Here is a 21823-nt window from a genome sequence, read left to right on the forward strand (position 1 = left end):
CGCCAGGAAATGCTGAACCTAAGGAGATAGCGATGAAGACCATGATTAGCCTCGCGGTAGCAAGCACTCTGTTGATGAGCGGCGCGGCGCTGGCCCAGGATGGCACCAAGGTAGAAGACGCAATCAAGTATCGTCAGTCGGCCCTGACCACTCTGGCCTGGAACTTCGGCCCACTGGGCGCCATGGCCAAGGGCGACATGGATTACGATGCGGAAGAAGCCGCCATGCGTGCCAAGCGTGTTCAAGAGCTTGCCGTCATGCCCTGGGAAGGCTTTATCGAAGGCTCACTCAGGAATGACGGCCATGGCATCGAGACCGCGGCGCTGGCCAAGACCGGCGACAACTGGGACGATTTCGAAAAGAAGCAGCAAGATTTCGAGGAAGAAGCGACAAAACTTGCGGAAGTGGTTTCGAACGACGACGATTTCGCCGCCCTGCGTAAACAGGTCGCTGCTACCAGCAAGACCTGTAAAAACTGTCATGATGAATATCGGGCCGAGAACTGAGTCCGCTATCGAATTCCATTAGCGAATCACAAGGTAGGGTTCTAACTCTGGCGGCGTGAACCTTCCGGTTCGCGCCATTTTTCATACCTGTCTCAGCTATTCCATAACCAGACGACCAAGACTGTGGCCAAAGCCAAGGGTATCAGTGCCAGCCACAGCCCTGTCATCAGCTTCACGACCTCGCCACCGCCGTCCACCGGCTCTCCTTCGAAACGCTTGCGCCCGGTAAACATGGCGCCCACCAGCCGTTCGCCTTTTATTCGATGCACTACCAGCGCCACCAGGTGCAGACCAACCAGAATCAGCAGAAAATTGCCGTTATAGACATGCAGAGTGGCGAGATTGCCGGTGGTGCTCTTGCCGACGGTGCCGTACAGCGGCGCCTCGAACAAGATATCGTCGTGCAGGAACAGGCCGCTGACGCCCTGAAGGGTGAGAGACAGCAGCATCACGAGCACCACCCAGCCGCCAAGAGGATTATGGCCGGCGTATTCAGGCAGTCCCCCGGTAACAAAGCGTTTGCCGTAGCTCCACAGTTGCCTCGGCCCGCGCAGAAAGCTGGTGAATCGGGCATGACGACTGCCGATGAGCCCCCAGCACCAGCGGAACAGGATCAAGCCCAGCACCACGTAACCCGCTCGCGCGTGCCAATCGATGGGAAACAGCAAGGGATAGCCTTCGGTTTTCATGGTATAGAACGATACTGCCATCGCCCCTACCAGTATCCAATGAAACAATCTGACCCACGGATCCCAGACCATGACGCGCTTCATACGTTTCTCCGCATTGACTTGACCGTAATTCCCTGACAGCCGATCGAACCCAGTATATAGTAAGCCTCCTACAGAAGCTGCCCCGGCAGGAGTGACTCTTGGCGCTTAATTCTCGATGGCGAGAGGCGACAGTCGCAACGCTTCCCGTCATGTTCGGTTATATTCCGCTAGGCGCGGCCTTCGGCATTCTCGCCATCGAAATCGGTATGCCTTGGTGGGCAGCCCTGCTGATGTCGCTGGTGATCTATGCCGGCGCCGGCCAGTTCCTGGCGGTCGCTCTGCTTGCCAATCAGGCAGGGTTGATCGAAGTCGCCGTCGCCACCCTGATGCTCAATTCGCGTCATACATTCTACGGGCTATCGCTGCTCAAGCGCTTTCAGGGCGCCGGCTGGCGCAAGCCCTACATGATCTTTTCCCTGACGGATGAAACCTATTCGCTGTTGACCTCTCAAGGCCAGGGCAATCAACAAAAGCACGGCTGGGCGTTTCGCGTCTGCCTGCTCAATCACCTCTGGTGGGTGTTGGGAGGGCTGGTCGGCGTGCTGATCGGCACGAACATGGATTTCGACAGCAGTGGTATCGAATTCGCCTTGACCGCTCTCTTCATTGTACTCACCCTCGAACAAGCGAAGCGGCTGCGTCAAGGCCTGCCGTTCCTGATTGCGCTGGTGACCGGTCTCGGTGCCATTCTGCTGCTGCCGGCTCAACACATGCTGCTGGGCGCCATCGGTGCCGCCAGTCTGATTCTGCTGGCCCACTATCGCTGGAATCGCAAGACAAGCGACTTACCTGGAACCTGAGCCATGACGACGACCTCGCTGCTGATCTTTATCCTTGTGTGTGCCCTGGCGACCCTGGCAACACGCGTGCTGCCTTTCATCGCGCTTTCCCGACAGGCGGATAATCCGCTGATCCTGCATTTGGGGCGCTATCTTCCCCCCGCGGTCATGCTGATTCTGGTGCTCTACGCGCTGCAGGATTTTCGACCGCTCAGCGATGGCCAGTTGAATGTCTCGCCGAACGGCTGGCCGATGATTCTTGCTTCCCTGAGTGTAGTCATACTCCACCTTTGGCGTCGCAATGCCTTGCTATCGATTGTGACGGGTACCGGGTTTTACATGGTGATGGTGCAGCTGGCGCCGTGAAGGATTTTTCCTTGAGCCTGACGGTGACAAAGGTGAAGATGGGATAAATTTTTCAGGATGAGTATCATGACACGCGATATTGCCGATATTCGACGCGACTATGAAGGCGGACACCTGGATGCGGACAAGATGCCCGATACCCCGCTTGAACTCTTCGAGGAGTGGCTCACCCTGGCCCTGGAAAGCGAGGGGCTCGACGGTAATGCCATGACCCTGGCCACGGTGGATAGCCAAGGCATGCCTCACGCGCGCATCGTTCTGCTCAAGGGATATGATCAGCGAGGCCTGACCTTCTACACCAACTACCAGAGCCATAAAGGCAGCGAACTGGCCAACGTGCCTCAGGCCGCGGTGGTCTTCTGGTGGCCTTCCCTGAGCCGTCAGATACGGATCGAAGGCGAAGTGATCCAGGTCTTGCCGGAAGAATCGGACCGTTACTTCGCCAGCCGCCCGCGCGAAAGCCAGCTAGGGGCCTGGGTGGCGACGCAAAGCGTCGAGATTCCCGATCGTGAGTGGATAGAACGGCGTCAGGAGCGTTTCGAAAGTGCCTATGCGGATCAGGATATTCCGCGACCGGCGCACTGGGGCGGCTATCTGATCATGCCGCGACTGATGGAATTCTGGCAGGGTCAGCCAAGCCGTCTGCACGATCGCATTCGCTACGAACTGCGCGGCGACGACTGGAGCCGTTATCGTCTGGCGCCTTGAGTCGAACAGCGGTTAGAAAGTCGAACAGCAGTTAGAAAAAAGCGCCCGACCATGATGGTCGGGCGCATGCGCTTCATGGGATTGTCGCTGCACTACTACTGCTGCGTTTCCTCGACGCCCTCCAGCCACTCGTCGACCTGATCACGGTTGTCGGCGATCCACTTCTTGGCATTTTCCAGCGGATCGGTCCCTTCTTCCAGATTCATCAGCATGACTTCTTCCATGTCCTCCGGGGACCAATGGAAATTATCGAGAACGGCGGCGGCTTCCGGCATGTCTTCCTGGAAACCCTCGCGCACGATGGTATGAATCTTTTCCGCGCCACCGTATACGTTCTTGGGATCGTCCAGATACTTGACGTCCCAGCGGGCGAACATCCAGTGCGGTGTCCAGCCGGTAACGGCAATGTCCTCCTCGTTCTTGATGGCATTGCCCAGGGCGGCGGTCATGGTGGCGCCGCTGCCGGTGCGCAGATCCACATCCAGATCATACTCGTCGATCACATCGTAGGTGAGGCGCATGATGCCGGCACCCGGGTCGATGCCCACGATCTGCCCGTCCAGCGCGTCCGGGTTTTCCTTGATGTCCTCGATGGAATCCATTTCCGTGTAGCTCGGCACCACCAGCCCAAGCTTGGTACCTTCCAGGTTGGGGCCGAGATCGACCACGCTATCCTTTACCTTGGCGTAATAATCCTCGTGAGTGGTGGGCAGCCAGGCGGCGACGATGGCATCCGCGTCGCCGTAGGAAAGTGCCTGCCACATGGCAGCGCCGGAAAGCGAGGACATCTTGACGTCGTAACCCCGCTCCTCCAGAAGCGCCCGCACCACGTTGGTGGAGGCGACCGTGGACACCCACTCCACGTAGGCCAAAGTCACGGTGCCCTTGTCTTCCTGAGCCTGCACGTTACCCGACATGGCAAGACCGGCCATTCCCACGCTTGCCGCCAGCAGCATGGCGCCACCACGGAATTTAAGTTTCATTGTTTGCATGATGCTTCTCCTTACCCTGCTGGTTATTGGATGACTCTCACGAGTCATTTAAACCTCGTTCATGATCTCGCCTTTACTGCTTGCGCTTCTTGCGGAACGCCTGAGTCATGCGATCCAGCAGCATGGCGAGAATCACCACCGCAATACCCGCTTCGAATCCATCTCCGGGACGCAGACGCTGGATCGCTCGCCAGACTTCGTTACCTAGCCCATCCGCGCCGATCATGGCGGCGATCACCACCATCGACAGGGCCAGCATGATGGTCTGGTTGATACCTGCCATGACCGTCGGCAGCGATAGTGGAAGCTGCACCTTGAACAGCTTCTGGCTGCGGGTGGAGCCGAAGGCATCCGAAGCCTCGATCAACTCCGTGGGCACCTGGCGAATGCCCAGGGTGGTGAAGCGAATCGCCGGCGGCATGGAAAAGATCACTGTGGCGAAGATGGCGGAGACGGAGCCGATACCGAAGAAGGGAATGGCGGGAATCAGGTATACGAAGGCCGGCATGGTCTGCATGAAGTCCAGCACCGGCATGATCAGCTTGTAGAGCTTTTCCGAAAGCGCCGCGGCGATGCCCACCGGCAGCGCGATGACCACCGCCACCAGTGTCGCGATCACCACCAGCGTCAGGGATTCGATCATCGGATCCCAGAGATCCAGGTTCCATATCAACGCCAGACCGATGATTGCGCCAATCGCCAGGCGTATGCCGGCCAGGCTCCAGCATAGCAGCGCGATGATTGCCATCAGCGCCCATTCCGGCAGCCACATCAGACCGTCGTTGAGCCCGCTGATGCCGGTCTGAGTGATTCGAGAAATACCGCGGGTCACACCGGAGTATTCCGTGGTCAGAAAATCAAGCCCGCCTTCGATCCAATCCCCCAGCGGGATACGAGGTATCTCGATAGCCATCAGTCTTCTCCTGCTTCCGCCAGCTGCGCCAATACCGCCCCCTTGACCACCACACCCAGCAGGCGCTGGTCATCGTTCACCACCGCGATCGGAAAGCTCTTGTCGCTGAACATGGCGAATAGATTGTGCAGGGGTTCATCAGGACCCACGCGACGAAAATCCTGGGTCATGGCATTTTCGATGCTGTCGTGGCCAGCCTTGACGGCCTGGTCCGCGGCCTCGGCTTCCAATAGGCCGATCAGCTTGCGCTGCCGATCGGTGACATAGATTGAATCCAACCCGTTGTCACGCATCTTGTGCAGGGCGGTACGCGGGCCGTCCCCCTGCCAGACCGTCGCTCGTACCTTGCGCATGGCGTGAGAGGCGGTCAGCACTCGCGACATGTCCACGCCTTCGATGAAGCGCTCGACGTAATCGTCCGCGGGGCTGGTCAATATCTCTTCCGGGGTGCCGATCTGCACGATCGCGCCGTCCTTGAGCAGAATGATGCGATCGGCGATATTGAGCGCTTCGTCCAGGTCGTGAGTGATGAATACCGTGGTCTTCTGGGTACGGCTCTGCAGTTCGGTAAGTTCCTGCTGCATGTCCTTGCGAATCAGAGGATCGAGGGCGGAAAAGGCTTCATCCATCAGCAGCACGCTGGAATCGTTGGCCAGTGCCCGGGCCAGTCCTACCCGCTGCTGCATGCCGCCGGACAGCTGATTGGGATAGGCATCCTCCCAGCCGTTCAATCCTACCTGTTCGAGAGATTTACGCGCGGTCTCTCGGCGGGTTGCCTTGTCGATGCCGCGGATTTCCAGGCCGTATTCCGCATTTTTTTGCACGGTACGGTGGGGAAACAAGGCGAAGTTCTGAAACACCATCGAGAAATGCCGACGACGACATTCGAGCAGCTGCTTGGCATTGAGTTCGGGGATATTTTCCCCATCAATGACAATACTGCCTTCCGTGGGCTCGATCAGGCGGTTGAGGCAGCGAATCAAGGTCGATTTACCGGAGCCCGAGAGCCCCATGATGACCAGCAGTTCGCCTTCATACACATCGAAGGAAATATTGGAAAGCGCCAATGTCTGGCCGGTTTTCTCGAGAATCTCGGCTCGATTGAGTCCTTGATCGCGCAACTCCAGGGCGCGCTTCGGGTGCTGACCAAAGACCTTGCTCAGGTCACGCACCTCGATCTTGACGGATTTTCTGTCGCTCATCGGCTAGGCCTATGTGATGCGTTGGTTTGCGCATTAATCACGCAACGATAGTTGATAACCTTAGGTTACAATGGCCTCGCATCATACCGGCTAATGAATATGCCTTCAAACCATAAAAAATAGTGATAAAAATCACTCCACCTGGCTTTCCAGGCGGTGCCGCTGCCAGTCGCTCTGGGGCTCATTGAGACTCAGGGTGCAGTCCACTACCTGCTCTTCCATGTTGTAACGCATCTTGAAACCCAGATGTTTCATCAGACCGCGCATGGGATGATTACTCATCAATACCTTGCCGATCATCTCCAGAGTTCCCACGTCTTTGCAGTATCTGATCATTTTCTTCATCAGCAGACTGCCAAGCCCCTGGCCCTGCATATCGTCACGAATGATGACCGAGAATTCGGTGCGAATATTGTCGGAATCGTTCCATACCCGCACCACTCCCAGCATTTCCTTGCTGCCGTCTTCGAGATGGTATTCGGCGATGAACGCCATCTGTCGATCGTAGTTGATACTGGTGAGAATTGAGAGATCCCGCTGACTGAGATCCGCCTTGTTGTGGAAGTAACGAAAGCGAATGCTCTCTTCGGAAAGATGGTTATGGAACCTGTTGATCAAGGGCGCATCCTCCGCGCGCACCGGACGCACTTCGACCTGCATGCCGTTTTTCAGGGTCACCCATTCTCTCAGCTCTTCCGGATACGGCATGATCGCATGACGCGCCGGAGCGCCAAGATCCATGGTGAAATCCAGCGCGATCAAGCCGTCCCGGTTGAGCAGCAGCGGATTGATTTCCAGTCCCTTGAGTTCCACCAGATCCGACGCCATCTGGGAAAGCCTGACCAGGAATTCGCACAGGCGTTGAATGTCTCGCTGGGCGTCTCGGGAATGTTCGAGAATCAGCTTGGCGGCGTGAGTGTTCTTGATCAGGTCTCTTGCCAGGTTCATGTTCAACGGCGGCAGCGCCACCTGACGATCCGCCAGCACGTTGACCTTGTAGCCACCGAAGCCGAACACGATGACAGGGCCGAACACCGGATCCCGAGTGATCCCGGCGCACAGCTGCATGTAATGTCGCCCGCGCAGCATGGGCTGCAGGCAGTATTCGCGTATATTGATATCCGGGTAGGTTTCGTGCATCTTGGCGCTCATGCGAGCGATGCCCTCGGCCACCTCTTCCGGGGTATCCAGGTCGTGCAACAGTCCCGCGGAAAGCTTGTAGGGATGTCGCCGATAGCAGAACGGCTCGCAGTTGCCCTCGTGTATCGCCTTGAGCGCCATCGGCGCCTTGAAGGTCGCTGCAACCTCGCGGCCTTCTTCGGGTGTCTGCACGTATCGATTTGCTGCCGTGGTGATGCCGTAGGCGTCGAGGATCTGCGCGGTTTCGGAATGGCTCAGGCAGCTGCGTCCTTCCTGCTTCACCTGCTGGATCAGGTCTCGGCAAGCCTCACGGGACGCCTTGCTGGTGGTGAACGGAATGCTGGGGGGCGTTTCCTGCAGCAATGTCTGTACCCGCTGGTAGTTCACCATGTGCATGAAGGCCTTGACTGCCTTCTCCGGGGAGATATAGGTAGGAATTCCTGCCAGGTTGCATTCGTAACGCGCGGAAACCGCTTCTTCCATGCCCATCCAACTGGTCAACAGGTTGCGACGAAAGCTTTTACGATGGGCCACGATGGCCTGAGCGGTCATCTTGGAAGGCGCCAGCCGCGTGGGTGCATGCACCAGCAGAATGGTATCCACGTTGGGATCCTGGGCAATGATCTCCATGGCCTCGACAAAGCGCTCCGGCGTGGCGTCACCGCCAAGATCCACCGGGTTGTGTCCGGGCAGGGAAACATCGAAATCGCCTTCGATCAGCGCGTTCTGGGTGGCGTCGTCGAACTGCGAAAGCCGTCCCCCGGCGCTGATCAACTTGTCGATAGCCAGCATCGCCGGCCCCAGGCCGTTGGACACGATCGCCAGACGATCACCACGCAGCGGCTTCATGCGAGTCAGGGTTTCCAAGGCATCGAATAGTTCATCGGAATCGTCCACTCGCACCACCCCGGCCCGGGCCAGGGCCGCGTCGAATACCACATCGCGATGAAGCAGGCCCGGCGTCGGCGGCAGCTCGCTGATATCCGACTGCGCCGTGCGCCCGCTCTTGATGGCCAGTACCAGGCGGTTGCGAGAGGATTCCCGCAGCGCCGTCATGAAGTGCTGGGAATCCTGGATGTATTCCAGGTGCAGCAGCATCGCCTGAGCAGGGGAGTACTGATTGATGTAGTCGATCAGGTCCGGAAGCATGACGTCGATGCTGTTGCCCAGGGTGATGAGATGGGAAAAACCGATTCCCTTGCCCGCGGCCCAGTCCATCATCGCATTGCCCAGCATGCCGGACTGCCCCAGGTACGCTACACGTCCCGGTTTGACTGGCTGACTGGCATAGGTCGCGTTCAGCTTGCGCCCCGGCACGATCAGCCCGAGACATTCCGGTCCCAGCACGCGCATGCCGCAACATCGCGCCGCGTCCAGCATCCGCTCGCGAATCGAGCCGCTGTCGCTTTTTTTCGTATCCAGATAGGCGCCGCCGGAAAGTACCAGGGCCGCTTTCACGCCCAGTTGTCCCAGCTGCTCGATGGCCTGAGGCACCGTGGCGATCGGCGAACAGAGAATCGCCAGATCCGGGACCTTGGAAAGGCGTGAGATGCGGCGCACGCAGGGCTGGCCGAACACCGTGGCATAACCCTTGGGATTGACCACTTCGATGGTACCGGGAAAACCCGCTTCCTGGAGATTGCGAACCACTATTCCTCCCATGGAAGCGGGCTTCTCAGAAGCGCCGATGATCGCCAGACTGTTCGGCTCGAAGAAATTGTGCAGGAAGCGGGTACTCAAGGGTCTATCCTCCGTGTTAAGCGAATGAATCCGTCGATGGTTTCACTTGGCCTACGACTTATTGACACTACTCTAATAGGAACCAGACCCCTTATGGTCAGAGTGAACCTGTGGAGTCCGCCATGATCACCTCCTATATTACCCACCCTACCTGTTTCGATCATTTCATGGGACCGGAACACCCGGAAAGCCCCAAACGTCTGGAGGCCATTCACGCTCAGCTATCCCTTGACGGCGTGCTGCAGCAGACCATGCAGACGGACGCCAAACCCGCAACGCAAGAACAAGTCGCCCGGGTCCACCCGCTTCGGCACATGCAGTCGCTGCAGGACTGCGTGCCGGAGCATGGCATGATTTCCCTGGACAGCGACACCTTGATGAACTCGTTTTCCCTCGAGGCGTCGCTGCTGGCGGCGGGAGCGGTGGTGCGCGGAGTGGATCAGGTCTATCGTCGCCAGGCGGACAACGTCTTCTGCGCGGTGCGCCCGCCCGGCCACCATGCGGAAGCGTCGGAAGCCATGGGATTCTGCTTCTACAACAGCGTGGCGATCGGCGCCGCTCACGCCAAGGCCCGCTATCACGCCCAGCGCGTCGCCATCATCGATTTCGACGTGCATCAGTGCAACGGCACCGTGGACATCTTCAAGGACGACCCCAGCGTTCTGGTCTGCACCAGCTTTCAGTATCCCTTCTACCCCTGGCGCTACCTGCGCGACGAACATCACAACATCGTCAATACGCGCCTGCCCGCCGGCACGGATGGGCCGGCCTTCCGCCAGGCCATCGAAAAGGACTGGCTGCCGGCACTGCATGCCTTCAAGCCGGAAATCCTACTGGTCTCCGCAGGCTTCGACGCGCATCGAGAAGATCCAATGGCGGAATTGAACCTGGAAGACGAGGATTACCACTGGGTGACTCAGCTTTGCATGGAGATTGCCGCGCTCTACGCGGAAAATCGACTGGTGTCGGTGCTCGAGGGCGGCTACTGCCTGGAAGCGCTGGGCCGCGGCGTCAGCGCCCATGTCAAGGCGCTGCTTGGCCAGCCTTACAAGATATGTGATTCCTACCTGGCGCGTTGACGATCTCCGGGTCGAGGCACCGGGACGGCGTCCAGCTCGAGCCGTCCCGACGCGTGAATCGCCTGGAAATGGCGCCCCTTGGCCCGGGCGATCAGCATCACGCCGAAACGATTGGCCAGTTCGACGCCGTTCTGGGTGACCCCGGAGCGGGAAATCAGAATGCTGATACCCATCTGCGCCACCTTGAGCACCATTTCCGAGGTCAGCCGACCGGTGGTATAGAAACTGTCCGGCTGCTCCACGCCGGGCTGCTCCACGCCGGGCTGCGTCATGAGCCATTGGCGCCCCGCCAAGGTATCCACCGCGTTGTGTCGCCCCACGTCTTCGACGAAATCCAGCACCTGATCCCCGCGGCAAAGCGCACAACCATGTACCGCTCCGGCGCTACGGTAGGTTTCGTTATAGGCTCCCAGATTTTCCAGCAGCTGATAAAGCACCGACTGGCGCAGGCCGGCGCCCACCAACGGCCTGGCATCCGTGGCTTCGAGCAGGCGCCCGAAAACGGTTCCCTGCCCGCAGCCGGTGGTCACGGTACGCCGACCAAGACGCTCCTCGATATCCTCCGGGATATGACGACTGACCACTGCCGCGGATTCCACTTCCCAATCGACGAACACCGCTTCCAGATCCTCACGGGCCCCGATCAAGCCCTGATTGCGCAGATAGCCGACCACCAAGGCTTCAGGATCCGCGCCCAGGGTCATCAAGGTGACGATTTCCCGTCGGTTCAGGTAGACCGTCAAGGCACGCTCCGCGGCGATGGACTGGGACCGCATGACGCCATATTCATCCATCACCTGAATTTCCAGCGTCGCGGGCAGCCGCGCATGGCTTAAACGGATTTGGCTGGAAACAGGATGAGAGGAATCCGTAGGCATTAAATACTCCTTGGAAACTTGCTGAATCTTGTCACCCGCAGGTCAAGCGACTTGACCCGGCAATGACGAAGGCGTCTCATGGGTGATATTACCGCTTGGCAGGAGAGTGTTCCCATCCATGGCATCTGATACGTCGCTTTCTGACCGTCGTCAAGCAACCTACCGCAAGACCCTGAGCTTTGCCTTGGAGGCAAGCACCCACACAGTCAAGGGATTCAGCGCCACCCAATGGCGTATTGCTGATCTGGCACCGAATGCGACCGGGCCTTTTGTGGTCGATCTGCAACTCTATATGACCGAACGGGCCGCCTACCGCTTCAATCTGCAAAGCGACACACCGCGGCTTTTTCTGCGCTGCGGCTTTTCCGGCACGACCCCCGATCCCAAGGCGATCACCGCGAGTCAGGAAGTCGCCGCCGCCTGGATGGACGGCGAGCAGCAGGTGCTGGAAGTTGCCATGCCTCTAGCCATTCAGCTATGGCTCGAAGCGTATCTGGCTCGCTATGGTGAGGCGCCGGTGGAAGGCCGCAAGAAAAAGCGCAAGGGAGCCGGTCGCTCCCGGGAGAATCTGACATGAGCCGCCTGAGCCGCTGGTCCAGACGCAAGCGCGGTGAACCCACCGATACGCCATCGGCGAGCACTCATGGCATCGCGAGCGAGGATCCGATATTCGAGGATACCGCTTTCGAGCAAAGCGCTTTTGAAAGCGGTTCTCTGGAAAACAACCTGCCAGAAAAAGGCCTTCCCGAAAAAAGCGCTCAGGTCGGACCGCTTGACGATCAGGCTGACGATTCGATTTCTCTGGACGAAACCTTGCCGGACCCGGAAAGCCTCGAGGCGGGCAGCGATTTTTCTGCCTATCTACAGCAAGGTGTCAGCCAAGGACTGCGCCGCCGAGCACTGCGCCGGCTATTCGCTACCGGGGGCTACAATGTACGCGACGGTCTCGACGACTATGACCAGGATTTTCGCCAGCAGAAGCCTTTGAGCGCGGAAATCTCCGCTCGCCTGCGTCAATGGACTCAAAAGCTTGAAGAAGCCTCGGAATCCCCTCCGCTGGAGGAAGAGCCGTTCGTCGTGGAAAGCAAGGCCGAAAATGACAGCCAGAATCCTAAGCCAGAGCAGGAGCTAGAATTCACCGAGACCAGCGTCGACCAAGATTTTGAAGCCAGATAAAAGAAAATCGTTGCGCCTCGGGCGCGTAGGAACAACATCTGCTTTCAAGAATCCATTATTATAAGAGCAATCGAAACAACGATTTGAGCGGCGAATCAAAGCCGTCCATCGACACCGGCGGGTAATTCAGCCCGAGGTGACAAACCGTGGCAATGAAACTTCATGAATCAATGTATTACGCTAACCCCCTGGGATGGCGAGCGTAATCGCCAAGCCAGGCTTGTGACGCAGACGCAAGTCTCTTGGCCGGTCAATCTCGCCGCCCCGGCCCTTGGTTATAACAGCCACGGCCATCTGCTGATCATCGGCAGTGAGCTTGAAGCGCGCCTTTTTGTTTCGAACTCAGGCGCCACCAGCTTATTGCAACAAGCCGACGGCCTGGCGTCGATTACCCTGTTGGTCAATGCGCCAAGCGACATGACCGGCGTGAATGAAAGCATCACCGAGGCGCTCGAAACGACCTCGACGCTTGCCTGCTACCACAGCCGTCGTGTTTCTCTCTCCGGTTATCTGGGGCGTTTTTCCGTGTGGCTCGAGGACTCTGTCGAACTCGAGGACAATAGGCCGATCGACCTGGCCAGGGCGGCCCTCAATCGTGACGCCTTCGACCTGGTGCTCGATCTCGGCGACTCTCCTTTGATGAACCTGGAGCTGACGTCGCCGGGCTATTTCCACGCACCGGGCGCGGAAGACAACCCGAAGCCGACGCTGGATGCGCTGGTCGATCAGATCGGCGAGTTCGAAAAACCCCAGTATGTGCAGATAAACTCAGCGCTTTGCGCCCACCAGGACCGGGGCAAGATCGGCTGCACCCGTTGTCTCTCGGTCTGCCCGGCGGATGCGATCCAAAGCGTGAAGCAGCGCATCGAATCCTATATCGAGATCGACCCTTATCTTTGCCACGGCGCCGGCAGCTGCACCAGCGCCTGCCCCAGCGGGGCGATCGAATATCGCCTGCCCCGCCCGATGCAGCAGCAGGACTACATGCGTCGTCTGCTGGCGGCCTATCGCCAGGCCGGTGGCGAAGCGCCGGTGGTGCGTTTCGTCGACGCCGCCTATCGCGAACGTGAAACTGATGCGCCCGCCGGCCATGTGCTGGATATTCCTTTGGAAGAGCTGGGCGCCGCGGGACTCGATCACTGGCTTGGCGCCTTGGCGGACGGCGCCAGCCAGGTACGGATTCAGTGGCATACGGGCATTCCCGTCAGTCTCTGCCAACTGCTGGAAAATCAGCTCGAACAGGCCCACCGGCTGCTCGAGGCCCTGAGCCATCAGCGAGAGCGTATTGTCATCGTCGGCGAAGCGGATCGAGACGCTCGCGACGCCATTCCGCGACTGGCGCCTTTAGCGGTGTGCGAGCGGGACACCACAACCCCCAGTAAAAGGGACCGGCTGAATGCAAGCCTTGCCTGGTTGGCGGATCAGGGCGAGGCGGACGACCAGCGTCATCCCCTTCCCGGCGATGCGCCCTTCGGCGGCATCGAGGTGAACCAATCCGCCTGCACCCTTTGCATGGCCTGTGTGGCGGTTTGCCCGACCCCGGCCCTGGCCGGTGGCGACGATCACCCGCTCTTGAGCTTTCGCGAGGCGGACTGCATCCAGTGCGGTCTGTGCGAAAAGAACTGTCCGGAAAACGCCATTGTTCTGCAGCCCGGCTTTCTCGCCCACCCGGATCGGGAAAGACGACATGTCTGCAAGGAAGAGGCGCCCTTTCACTGCATCGCCTGCGGCAAGCCTTTCGCCAGCCAGAGCGCCATCGCCACCATCAAGGCCAAGCTCGCCGATCATCCTTATTTTGCCGGCAACGCGGTTTCTCGACTGGAAATGTGCGAAGACTGCCGAGTCAGGGATGTCTGGAAAAATCTGGGCCGCGACCCACTGGCACAGTTGAAGATATGACATCACTAAACGATTTCACTCCAACCTTCGACGACGAACGTGCCCTGCGCGCGGATATCTATCGCCTGCTGGGTGCCTTGCTGCTCGCCGCGCCGGACGTGGATCTGCTGGACTGGCTGGGCGGTCTCGAAATCGAGGAAGACGACAGCCCGCTTGCCCTCCACTGGCAAGCCCTAGCCCGCGCCGCGGCAAACAGCAATCCGGATGCGCTGACTCAAGCGCACTTCGGGCACCTGGTCGGGGTCATTCAGGGGGACGTCGTGCCTTACGCCTCCTGGTACTGGAACGGCAGGCTAATGGACGAGCCTCTAATTGTCCTGCGCCGGGATCTGCGCCGGCTGGGCATCGCCCGGGCGGCCCACAGCAACGATCCAGAGGATCATCTGGCGGCGCTCTGCGAAGTCATGGCTTTGCTGATCGAGTCCGCCAGCGAGACCGTCAACAAGAGCGAAGCGACTTTTTTCTTGCGCCATATAGCGCCTTGGGCGGAGCGCTGCATGGCGGACCTGGCCCGAGTCGAGACACCCTTCTACGCCTGCCTGGGAGAACTCGGCCAGCATTTTTTCGCTCTTGAGCGAGAGCGGCTAGTATTAATGGATAAACAAGACACCTCATCCGATCTGATTGCGAGCGTCTCCTTGGACACCCCTGCGGGCGCCTCGGACTGATGAAGGACTATCTAGCGTGAGGAAACACTGATGACAATTCTCAAGACCACTGATAAAGCCGCTACGCTCAACCCCGAGCGTCGTCGTTTTCTGCGCCTTCTCGGGGCGAGTGGTACCGCGATGGCCGTGGCGCAGGTGCCTTTCACTCAGGCCGCCAGCACAGGGCCGGCCAAAATCGACGTTCTACGCTCCACGCCAGAGGTTCCTCGTTACCGGGAAACCGATCATATCCGCGCTTTCTATGCCACCCTGCAGGACTGACGGGAGAAAATCGCCATGCGCCTGACACGCAAATCGTCACAGCCTGCCGCTGCCAAGCTGGGTATCTCCCGCCGCCAGTTTCTTAAGCGAAGCGGCGCCGCCACAGGTGGTATCGCCGGGATCGGGCTGTTCGGCAATACCATGATGGAGCGCGGCAACGCGGCGGAAAAGACCGCCTACAGCGACGCGCCGGTCGAAGTCAAACGTACCATCTGCTCTCACTGCTCCGTGGGCTGCGGCGTCTACGCGGAGGTTCAGGAAGGCGTCTGGACCCGTCAGGAACCCGCCTTCGATCATCCCTTCAATCGCGGGGCCCACTGCGCCAAGGGCGCCTCGCTGCGGGAACATGGCCACTCCACCCGGCGCCTCAAATATCCCATGAAACTGGTCAACGGCCAGTGGCAGCGTCTTTCCTGGGAAGACGCCATCGAGGAAATCGGCGACAAGGTATTGGCGCTGCGGGAGCAGCACGGCCCGGACAGCGTCTATTGGCTGGGCTCCGCCAAGTTCAGCAACGAGCAGGCGTATCTGATGCGCAAGTTCGCCGCCCTGTTCGGTACCAACAATACCGACCACCAGGCGCGCATCTGTCATTCCACCACCGTGGCCGGGGTTGCCAATACCTGGGGCTACGGGGCAATGACCAACTCCCTCAACGATCTGCAGAACAGCCGTTCGATCCTGCTGATCGGCTCCAACCCCTGCGAGGCGCACCCTATCGCCATGCAGCATATCCTGCTGGCCAAGGAACGCAGCCATGCGGATATCATCGTGGTCGACCCGCGCTTCACCCGCACCGCCGCCAAGGCCAGCAAGTACGTGCGCCTGCGCCCGGGCAGCGACGTGGCCTATGTGTGGGGGCTTCTGTGGCATATCTTCGAGAACGGCTGGGAGGACAAGGAGTACATCGACCAGCGGGTCTACGCCATGGACGACGTGCGCAAGGAAGTGGCCAACTATCCGCCGGACGTCGTGGAAAACATCACCGGAGTTTCCGGCGACGACATGCGCGACACCGCCTGGCGGCTTTCCCAGAATCGACCGGGCTGCGTGGTCTGGTGCATGGGCGGCACTCAGCACACCACCGGCAACAACAATACCCGAGCCTACTGCATTCTCGAGCTGGCCCTGGGCAACGTGGGCAAGTCCGGGGGCGGCACCAACATCTTCCGCGGTCACGACAATGTTCAGGGCGCCACGGATCTGGGCTTGATGTCCCACTCCCTGCCGGGCTACTACGGTTTGACGGAAGATGCCTGGCAGCACTGGGGCAAGGTCTGGGACCTGGACTATGAATGGCTCAAGAGCCGTTTTGACCAGACCGAATACGTCGACGGCAAGCCCATGTACACCAACGGCATCACCGTGTCCCGCTGGATCGACGGGGTGCTGGAACAGGACGAGGATATCGCCCAGCGCACGCGCCTGAAGGCGATGTTCTATTGGGGTCATGCGGTCAACTCCCAGACCCGCGGCGTGGAAATGCAGAAAGCCATGCAGCAGCTGGACATGATGGTGATCGTCGACCCCTACCCCACCGTGGCGGCGGTAATGCACGGTCGCAAGGATGGCGTCTACCTGCTGCCCGCCTGCAGTCAGTTCGAGACCACCGGCAGCGTGACCGCCACCAACCGCTCCCTGCAGTGGCGGGACCAGGTGATCGAGCCGCTGTTCGAATCCAAGCCGGACCACGAGATCATGTACCTGCTGGCCCGCAAGCTGGGCTTTGGCAACGAACTGGTCAAGAACTACGAGATGAACGGCGACGAGCCGCTGATCGAAGACATCACCCGGGAATTCAACCGCGGCATGTGGACCGTGGGCTACACCGGCCAGAGCCCGGAGCGGCTCAAGGAGCATCAAAAGAACTGGCATACCTTCAGCTTCAATGATCTGAAAGCGAAGAAAGGCCCGGCCAAGGGCGACTATTACGGCCTGCCCTGGCCGTCCTGGGGTACGCCGGAAATGCGCCATCCCGGCACGCCGATTCTTTACGATACCAGCAAGCCGGTTTCCGAAGGCGGGCTGACCTTCCGCGCCCGTTTCGGCATCGAGCACGATGGCGTCTCGCTGCTGGCGGATGGCGTCTACAGCGAGAACTCGGATCTGGATGATGGCTATCCCGAGTTCACCGCCCAGATGCTCAAGGATCTCGGCTGGTGGAACGAACTGACCGAGCAGGAAAAGCAGGCCGCCGAGGGCAAGAACTGGAAGACGGATCTTTCCGGCGGTATCCAGCGGGTGGCCATCGCCCACGAATGCGCGCCCTTTGGTAACGCCAAGGCACGCTGTAACGTCTGGACCTTCCCGGATCCGATTCCCAAGCATCGCGAGCCGCTTTATACCAATCGCCGCGACCTGGTGGACAAGTTCCCCACCTGGGAGGACATGAACTCCTTCTATCGCCTGCCGACCCTGTATCGCTCCATCCAGGAGAAGGACGTCACGGATCGCTATCCGATCATTCTGACTTCCGGGCGCTTAGTGGAATACGAAGGCGGTGGCGAGGAGACACGCTCCATGTCCTGGCTGGCGGAGCTGCAGCAGCAGATGTTCGTGGAGATCAACCCGGCGCTCGCCGGCGAGCTGGGTATCGCGGAAGGCGAAATGGTCTGGGTGGAAGGCGCCGAAGGCGGTCGGGTAAGGGTCATGGCCATGGTCACCCCTCGGGTCGCCCGAGACGTGGTGTTCATGCCCTTCCACTTCGCGGGGATTTTCCAGGGCGAAGATCTGTTAAGCCACTACCCCGAAGGCAGTGCTCCCTATATCCAAGGGGAAGCCGCCAACACCGCTACCACCTACGGTTACGACAGCGTGACCCAGATGCAGGAATCCAAATGCACCCTATGCCGTATCGAAAAAGCATAAGTGTCGTATCGAAAAAGCATAAGGTGAGGAGAGACCCATGGCCAAGATGAAATTTACCTGCGACGCGGAGCGCTGCATCGAATGCAACGGCTGCGTCACCGCCTGCAAGAATGCCAACGAGACGGACTGGGGCATTCAGCGTCGTCGGGTAGTCACCCTGAACGACGGTCAGCCCAGCGAAATGTCCGTTTCCGTCGCCTGCATGCACTGCGACGACGCGCCTTGCATGGCGGTGTGTCCCACGGACTGCTTTTACAAGACCGCGGACGGCATCGTGCTGCACGACAAGGATCTGTGCATCGGCTGCGGCTACTGCTTGTACGCCTGCCCTTTCGGCGCGCCGCAGTTCCCCAAGCAGAATGCCTTCAACGAACGCGGCAAGATGGACAAGTGCACCTACTGTGCCGGCGGCCCGGCGGAAACCAAGGAAGAGGAATACGCCAAGTACGGCGCCAACCGCATCGCCGAGGGCAAGCTGCCGCTTTGCGCGGAGATGTGCTCCACCAAGGCGCTGCTCGCGGGAGAAAAGGATGTGCTCGAGGATATCTTCCAGCGCCGCTCCGCCCTGCGCGGCTACCGCGACGCGCCTTGGCCGCAGACCGCACCGGAAACCTTCGACGTTTCCGCCATCGATAACCTGGCGGTCGACGCCACCAAGCACGCCTAGGGGGTTACCATGACCAGTCGGCTTTCCTATAACCTCGCGGCACGCTGGCTTGCAGCTTTTCTCGCCATGGCGTGCATCCTGCTGTCACTCGGCATGTCTCACGCCCTGGGCGCGGACCCTCAGGCAGAGATCGAGACCGCGCTCTCCGGTGTCGACGAGCGTACCTGGGAGCAGGTGGCGACCAACGAGGGCGCTCGAGATACCCGCTATGACTCGAACTACAGCCTGATCAACGCCAGCGGCGAAACCTGGCGGCAGATACGTAATCGCTGGGTATCGACCTTTGGCGTGATCGCCATCGTCGGCATGGCGCTGATGATCCTCGGCTTCTATCTGTATTTCGGCAGCAAGAAGCTGGAGGCGCCGCGCACCGGCCGACGCCTGCTGCGCTGGACCGTCTTCGAGCGCACCTTGCACTGGTCCACCGCCACGACTTTCATCCTGCTGGCCTTGACCGGACTCAACCTGATGTATGGCAAATTCGTCTTCAAGCCGCTGTTCGGCGACGGCTTCTGGGCGCCGATGATTGCCGGCACCAAGCTGCTGCACAACTACCTGGGGCCGCTGTTCGGCATTCTGCTGATCATCATCCTGGCCAAGTGGCTGAAGGTGAATCTACCCAGGGCACACGACCTGGAATGGTTCAAGAAAGGCGGCGGCCTGATCGGCAAGGGCCACGTGGACGCGGGCTTCGCCAACGCCGGGGAAAAGGCCTGGTACTGGCTGCTGGCCAGTGCCGGCCTGCTGGTCATCATCAGCGGCCTGGTGCTGGATTTTCCGATCTTCGGTCAGACTCGGGACGGCATGCAGTGGGCCAACGTGATCCACGCTGTCGGCGCCCTGGGGCTGACCGCCGTGGCGCTGGGTCATATCTATATCGGCACCGTTGGCACGGAAGGCTCCCTCGAGGCCATGACCACCGGCTACGTGGACGAAACCTGGGCCAAGGAACACCACAACCTGTGGTATGACGAGGTCAAGGAACACACCACCCTGCCGGAACACGTGGACAAGGGAAGCTTTGACGAGGCGGCCTCGCACCGGCCCAATTAGCGCTTTTCTCGGAAAGAATCGGACACCGCCAATCGGCGGTGTCCTTTTGTTATGCTAGGCGCATTACTATTCGCAGGAGTACGATCATGCAACATATCGACGACGCCACTCGCACCGAACTCGAGGCTGCGGCCTTTCGGCGTCTGCTCAAGCACCTGGATGAGCACAAGGAAGTGCAGAACATCGACCTGATGAACCTGGCGGGTTTCTGTCGCAACTGTTTTTCCAAGTGGCTGGCCGCCGCCGCGGACGAACGTGGCGTCGAGCTTTCCTACGACGCGGCTCGGGAATACGTCTACGGCATGCCCTACGAGGAATGGAAGGTCAAGTACCAGACTCCCGCCTCCGCGGATAAGCTGGAAGCCTTGGCCGCTCGTCATTCTCACGGTGAGGAGAAATCCTCATGAGTGCCGCCACCCAAGGATTCGAGCCGCTGCATATCGCCGTGTTGACGATTTCCGATACCCGCACGGAAGAAACCGATCGCAGCGGTGCCGCGCTGGTGGAATGCTTGCAGGCCGCGGGCCACACCCTGGTGGAAAAGCGTATCGTCGCGGACGACGTCTACCGTATTCGTGCTCAGATCAGCGCCTGGATCGCGGATTCCGGCGTGCAGGTGATCTTGACCACTGGCGGTACCGGCTTTACCGGCAGAGATTCCACCCCGGAAGCGGTCAAGGTGCTGCTCGACAAGCAGATCGAAGGGTTCGGCGAGCTGTTTCGCCACCTTTCCTTTCAGGAAATCGGCAGCTCCACGATCCAGAGCCGCTGCCTGGCAGGGCTTGCCAACCATACCGTGATCTTCTGTCTGCCCGGCTCCACCGGCGCCTGTCGCACCGCCTGGAACGGCATTCTGAAAGAGCAGCTGGACGGCAGCCACAAGCCCTGCAACTTCGCCAATCTGGTGATTCCCGGACGAGGCCAGCATGGCGGATAACCCCCTGAAAAGCGTTGAAGCCGCCCTGGCGGCCATGCTCGAAGGCATCACGCCCCTGGACGGCGAACGACTGCCCTGCGATCAGGCGGCGGGCCGCGTGCTGGCGGAAAGCGTCACCGCACGCCTTGACGTGCCCGGTTTCGACAACAGCGCCATGGACGGCTATGCGCTACGGGCCGCGGAGGCCGGCCAGGTATTGCCGATGATTCAGCGTATCGCCGCCGGCCACCCGGCAGCACCGCTGATGCCCGGCGGCTGCGCGCGCATCTTCACCGGCGGCGAAATCCCCCCGGGTGCGGATTGCGTGGTCATGCAGGAGCGTACCGAAAGCCGCGACACCGGTATTTTCATTCCCGAGGGCATTCCCGTCGGGGACAATATCCGTCGTCGCGGGCGTGACGTGGCCCAGGGCAGCCAGTTGCTGGGTGCCGGCCTGAAGCTGGAAGCCGCGGCGCTGGGGCAGCTTGCGGGCCAGGGAATCACTGAAGTCGTGGTATGCAAGCGCCCGCGAGTCGCCCTGCTCTCCACTGGAGACGAGATCATCGATCCCGGCCTGCCCTTGGCGCCGGGACAGATCTACAACTCGAACCGAGCGATGCTCAAGCGGCTGCTGGAGCGTTTCGGCGCAGAAATGGTGATGGTGGAAAGCGTGCCGGACGATTACGCCGCTACCTGCGACATTCTGAAACAGGCGGCACAGTGCGCGGACGTGGTGATTTCCACCGGCGGCGTCAGCGTGGGCGAAGAGGATCATGTCAAGGCTGCCCTGGAGGAATTGGGTCAGCTGGATTTATGGCGTCTCGCCATGCGCCCCGGCAAGCCGCTGGCCCTGGGCCGCCTGCCTCGGGATAACGGCGAGACGCGCTTCGTCGGCTTGCCGGGCAACCCGGTCTCCGGCTTCGTCGGCGCCTGGATCTTCCTGCGCCCCCTGATCGGTGCCCTGCTGGGCTGTCCGGCGCTCGAGGCGTTGCCGAGAATTCGCGCTCGTACGGCTTTTTCCACCAGCAACGGCATACGCCGTCATTATATGCGCGTAGCACTTGCCTTCACGGAACAAGGTCCGGTAGCCAACGCCTTCAGAGACCAGAACTCCGCGGTGCTCTCTTCCTGCGTGGAGGCCAATGCCCTGGCGGTAATTCCGGAACAGGCCGAGATTGCCGTGGGTGATGAAGTCGAGTGTCTGTGGCTGGTAGAAGCTTGAGCGACTATTGACGAATT

General features: G+C 60.0%; 22 protein-coding genes. 16 read left to right on the forward strand and 6 right to left on the reverse strand.

Going from position 1 to position 21823, the window contains the following annotated elements; translation table 11 throughout:
* Nucleotides 1-32 precede the first annotated feature (32 nt).
* Nucleotides 33-506 (forward strand): c-type cytochrome, encoded by a 474-nt coding sequence (locus FGL86_RS13525; RefSeq protein ID WP_147185052.1) that lies wholly within the window; start codon nt 33-35, stop codon nt 504-506.
* A 92-nt stretch (nt 507-598) separates the two neighbouring features.
* On the opposite strand, the gene FGL86_RS13530 is transcribed toward FGL86_RS13525, so the two are convergent.
* Entirely contained in the window at nt 599-1279 is a 681-nt protein-coding gene (locus tag FGL86_RS13530) for a cytochrome b/b6 domain-containing protein (RefSeq protein WP_147185054.1), read from the reverse strand.
* A 98-nt stretch (nt 1280-1377) separates the two neighbouring features.
* Between FGL86_RS13530 and FGL86_RS13535 the strand changes: the two genes are divergently transcribed.
* From FGL86_RS13535 to pdxH, 3 genes are all read left to right on the forward strand, one after another.
* Nucleotides 1378-2079 (forward strand): AzlC family ABC transporter permease, encoded by a 702-nt coding sequence (locus tag FGL86_RS13535; protein WP_246131633.1) that lies wholly within the window; start codon nt 1378-1380, stop codon nt 2077-2079.
* A gap of 3 nt (nt 2080-2082) precedes the next feature.
* The gene (locus FGL86_RS13540) at nt 2083-2424 is read left to right on the forward strand and encodes a branched-chain amino acid transporter permease (RefSeq protein WP_147185056.1); all 342 of its coding nucleotides are present in this window, start codon (nt 2083-2085) and stop codon (nt 2422-2424) included.
* Between the two features lie 66 nt (nt 2425-2490).
* Nucleotides 2491-3132: a pyridoxamine 5'-phosphate oxidase gene (pdxH, locus tag FGL86_RS13545; protein ID WP_147185057.1), complete on the forward strand. Its 642-nt coding sequence runs from the start codon at nt 2491-2493 to the stop codon at nt 3130-3132.
* A 95-nt stretch (nt 3133-3227) separates the two neighbouring features.
* Here the strand turns inward: pdxH and FGL86_RS13550 are convergent, their stop codons facing one another.
* The 4 genes from FGL86_RS13550 to FGL86_RS13565 all read right to left on the reverse strand — a co-directional run bounded on the left by FGL86_RS13550 (nt 3228) and on the right by FGL86_RS13565 (nt 9119).
* Nucleotides 3228-4124: a glycine betaine ABC transporter substrate-binding protein gene (locus tag FGL86_RS13550; protein ID WP_147185058.1), complete on the reverse strand. Its 897-nt coding sequence runs from the start codon at nt 4122-4124 to the stop codon at nt 3228-3230.
* Between the two features lie 73 nt (nt 4125-4197).
* Nucleotides 4198-5037: an ABC transporter permease gene (locus tag FGL86_RS13555; protein ID WP_147185060.1), complete on the reverse strand. Its 840-nt coding sequence runs from the start codon at nt 5035-5037 to the stop codon at nt 4198-4200.
* Nucleotides 5037-6239 (reverse strand): quaternary amine ABC transporter ATP-binding protein, encoded by a 1203-nt coding sequence (locus FGL86_RS13560; protein ID WP_147185061.1) that lies wholly within the window; start codon nt 6237-6239, stop codon nt 5037-5039. Before FGL86_RS13560 ends, FGL86_RS13555 begins: the two co-directional genes overlap by 1 nt.
* 132 nt (nt 6240-6371) lie before the next feature.
* Nucleotides 6372-9119: a bifunctional acetate--CoA ligase family protein/GNAT family N-acetyltransferase gene (locus FGL86_RS13565; protein ID WP_147185063.1), complete on the reverse strand. Its 2748-nt coding sequence runs from the start codon at nt 9117-9119 to the stop codon at nt 6372-6374.
* 122 nt (nt 9120-9241) lie between these two features.
* Here FGL86_RS13565 and FGL86_RS13570 point away from each other — a divergent pair, with 122 nt between their 5' ends.
* Nucleotides 9242-10198 carry a histone deacetylase family protein gene (locus FGL86_RS13570; RefSeq protein WP_147185064.1) on the forward strand — a complete coding sequence of 319 codons (957 nt, stop codon included), beginning with the start codon at nt 9242-9244 and terminating at the stop codon, nt 10196-10198.
* On the opposite strand, the gene FGL86_RS13575 is transcribed toward FGL86_RS13570, so the two are convergent.
* A complete protein-coding gene (locus tag FGL86_RS13575) occupies nt 10183-11076 on the reverse strand; it encodes a formate dehydrogenase accessory sulfurtransferase FdhD (protein ID WP_147185065.1) in 894 nt (297 codons plus the stop codon). The genes FGL86_RS13570 and FGL86_RS13575 overlap by 16 nt on opposite strands.
* A gap of 118 nt (nt 11077-11194) precedes the next feature.
* Between FGL86_RS13575 and FGL86_RS13580 the strand changes: the two genes are divergently transcribed.
* The 11 genes from FGL86_RS13580 to FGL86_RS13630 all read left to right on the forward strand — a co-directional run bounded on the left by FGL86_RS13580 (nt 11195) and on the right by FGL86_RS13630 (nt 21806).
* Nucleotides 11195-11653 (forward strand): DUF3305 domain-containing protein, encoded by a 459-nt coding sequence (locus FGL86_RS13580; RefSeq protein ID WP_147185066.1) that lies wholly within the window; start codon nt 11195-11197, stop codon nt 11651-11653.
* Nucleotides 11650-12252, forward strand: a complete 603-nt coding sequence (locus tag FGL86_RS13585) for a DUF3306 domain-containing protein (RefSeq protein ID WP_147185068.1) — start codon at nt 11650-11652, stop codon at nt 12250-12252. The genes FGL86_RS13580 and FGL86_RS13585 overlap by 4 nt, the downstream gene beginning before the upstream one ends.
* Before the next feature lie 162 nt (nt 12253-12414).
* The gene (locus FGL86_RS13590) at nt 12415-14151 is read left to right on the forward strand and encodes a 4Fe-4S dicluster domain-containing protein (protein WP_147185070.1); all 1737 of its coding nucleotides are present in this window, start codon (nt 12415-12417) and stop codon (nt 14149-14151) included.
* Nucleotides 14148-14819, forward strand: a complete 672-nt coding sequence (locus FGL86_RS13595) for a TorD/DmsD family molecular chaperone (RefSeq protein ID WP_147185072.1) — start codon at nt 14148-14150, stop codon at nt 14817-14819. Before FGL86_RS13590 ends, FGL86_RS13595 begins: the two co-directional genes overlap by 4 nt.
* A gap of 30 nt (nt 14820-14849) precedes the next feature.
* On the forward strand, nt 14850-15080 hold the full coding sequence (locus FGL86_RS13600) for a twin-arginine translocation signal domain-containing protein (RefSeq protein WP_147185073.1): 231 nt from the start codon (nt 14850-14852) through the stop codon (nt 15078-15080).
* Nucleotides 15081-15095: 15 nt separating this feature from the next.
* Nucleotides 15096-17948, forward strand: coding sequence for a formate dehydrogenase subunit alpha (locus FGL86_RS13605; RefSeq protein WP_147185074.1), 2853 nt, complete (start codon nt 15096-15098; stop codon nt 17946-17948).
* A 37-nt stretch (nt 17949-17985) separates the two neighbouring features.
* Entirely contained in the window at nt 17986-18615 is a 630-nt protein-coding gene (gene fdh3B / locus FGL86_RS13610; protein WP_147185076.1) for a formate dehydrogenase FDH3 subunit beta, read from the forward strand.
* A 9-nt stretch (nt 18616-18624) separates the two neighbouring features.
* Nucleotides 18625-19668: a formate dehydrogenase subunit gamma gene (locus FGL86_RS13615; RefSeq protein WP_147185077.1), complete on the forward strand. Its 1044-nt coding sequence runs from the start codon at nt 18625-18627 to the stop codon at nt 19666-19668.
* Nucleotides 19669-19754: 86 nt separating this feature from the next.
* Nucleotides 19755-20075 carry a DUF1244 domain-containing protein gene (locus FGL86_RS13620; RefSeq protein WP_147185079.1) on the forward strand — a complete coding sequence of 107 codons (321 nt, stop codon included), beginning with the start codon at nt 19755-19757 and terminating at the stop codon, nt 20073-20075.
* Complete coding sequence (gene moaB / locus FGL86_RS13625) at nt 20072-20605, forward strand: molybdenum cofactor biosynthesis protein B (protein ID WP_147185080.1); 534 nt, start codon at nt 20072-20074, stop codon at nt 20603-20605. The genes FGL86_RS13620 and moaB overlap by 4 nt, the downstream gene beginning before the upstream one ends.
* Complete coding sequence (locus tag FGL86_RS13630) at nt 20595-21806, forward strand: molybdopterin molybdotransferase MoeA (RefSeq protein ID WP_147185081.1); 1212 nt, start codon at nt 20595-20597, stop codon at nt 21804-21806. Before moaB ends, FGL86_RS13630 begins: the two co-directional genes overlap by 11 nt.
* The last annotated feature ends 17 nt before the right edge of the window (nt 21807-21823 follow it).

Source organism: Pistricoccus aurantiacus (assembly GCF_007954585.1).
Taxonomy (GTDB): Bacteria; Pseudomonadota; Gammaproteobacteria; order Pseudomonadales; family Halomonadaceae; genus Pistricoccus; species Pistricoccus aurantiacus.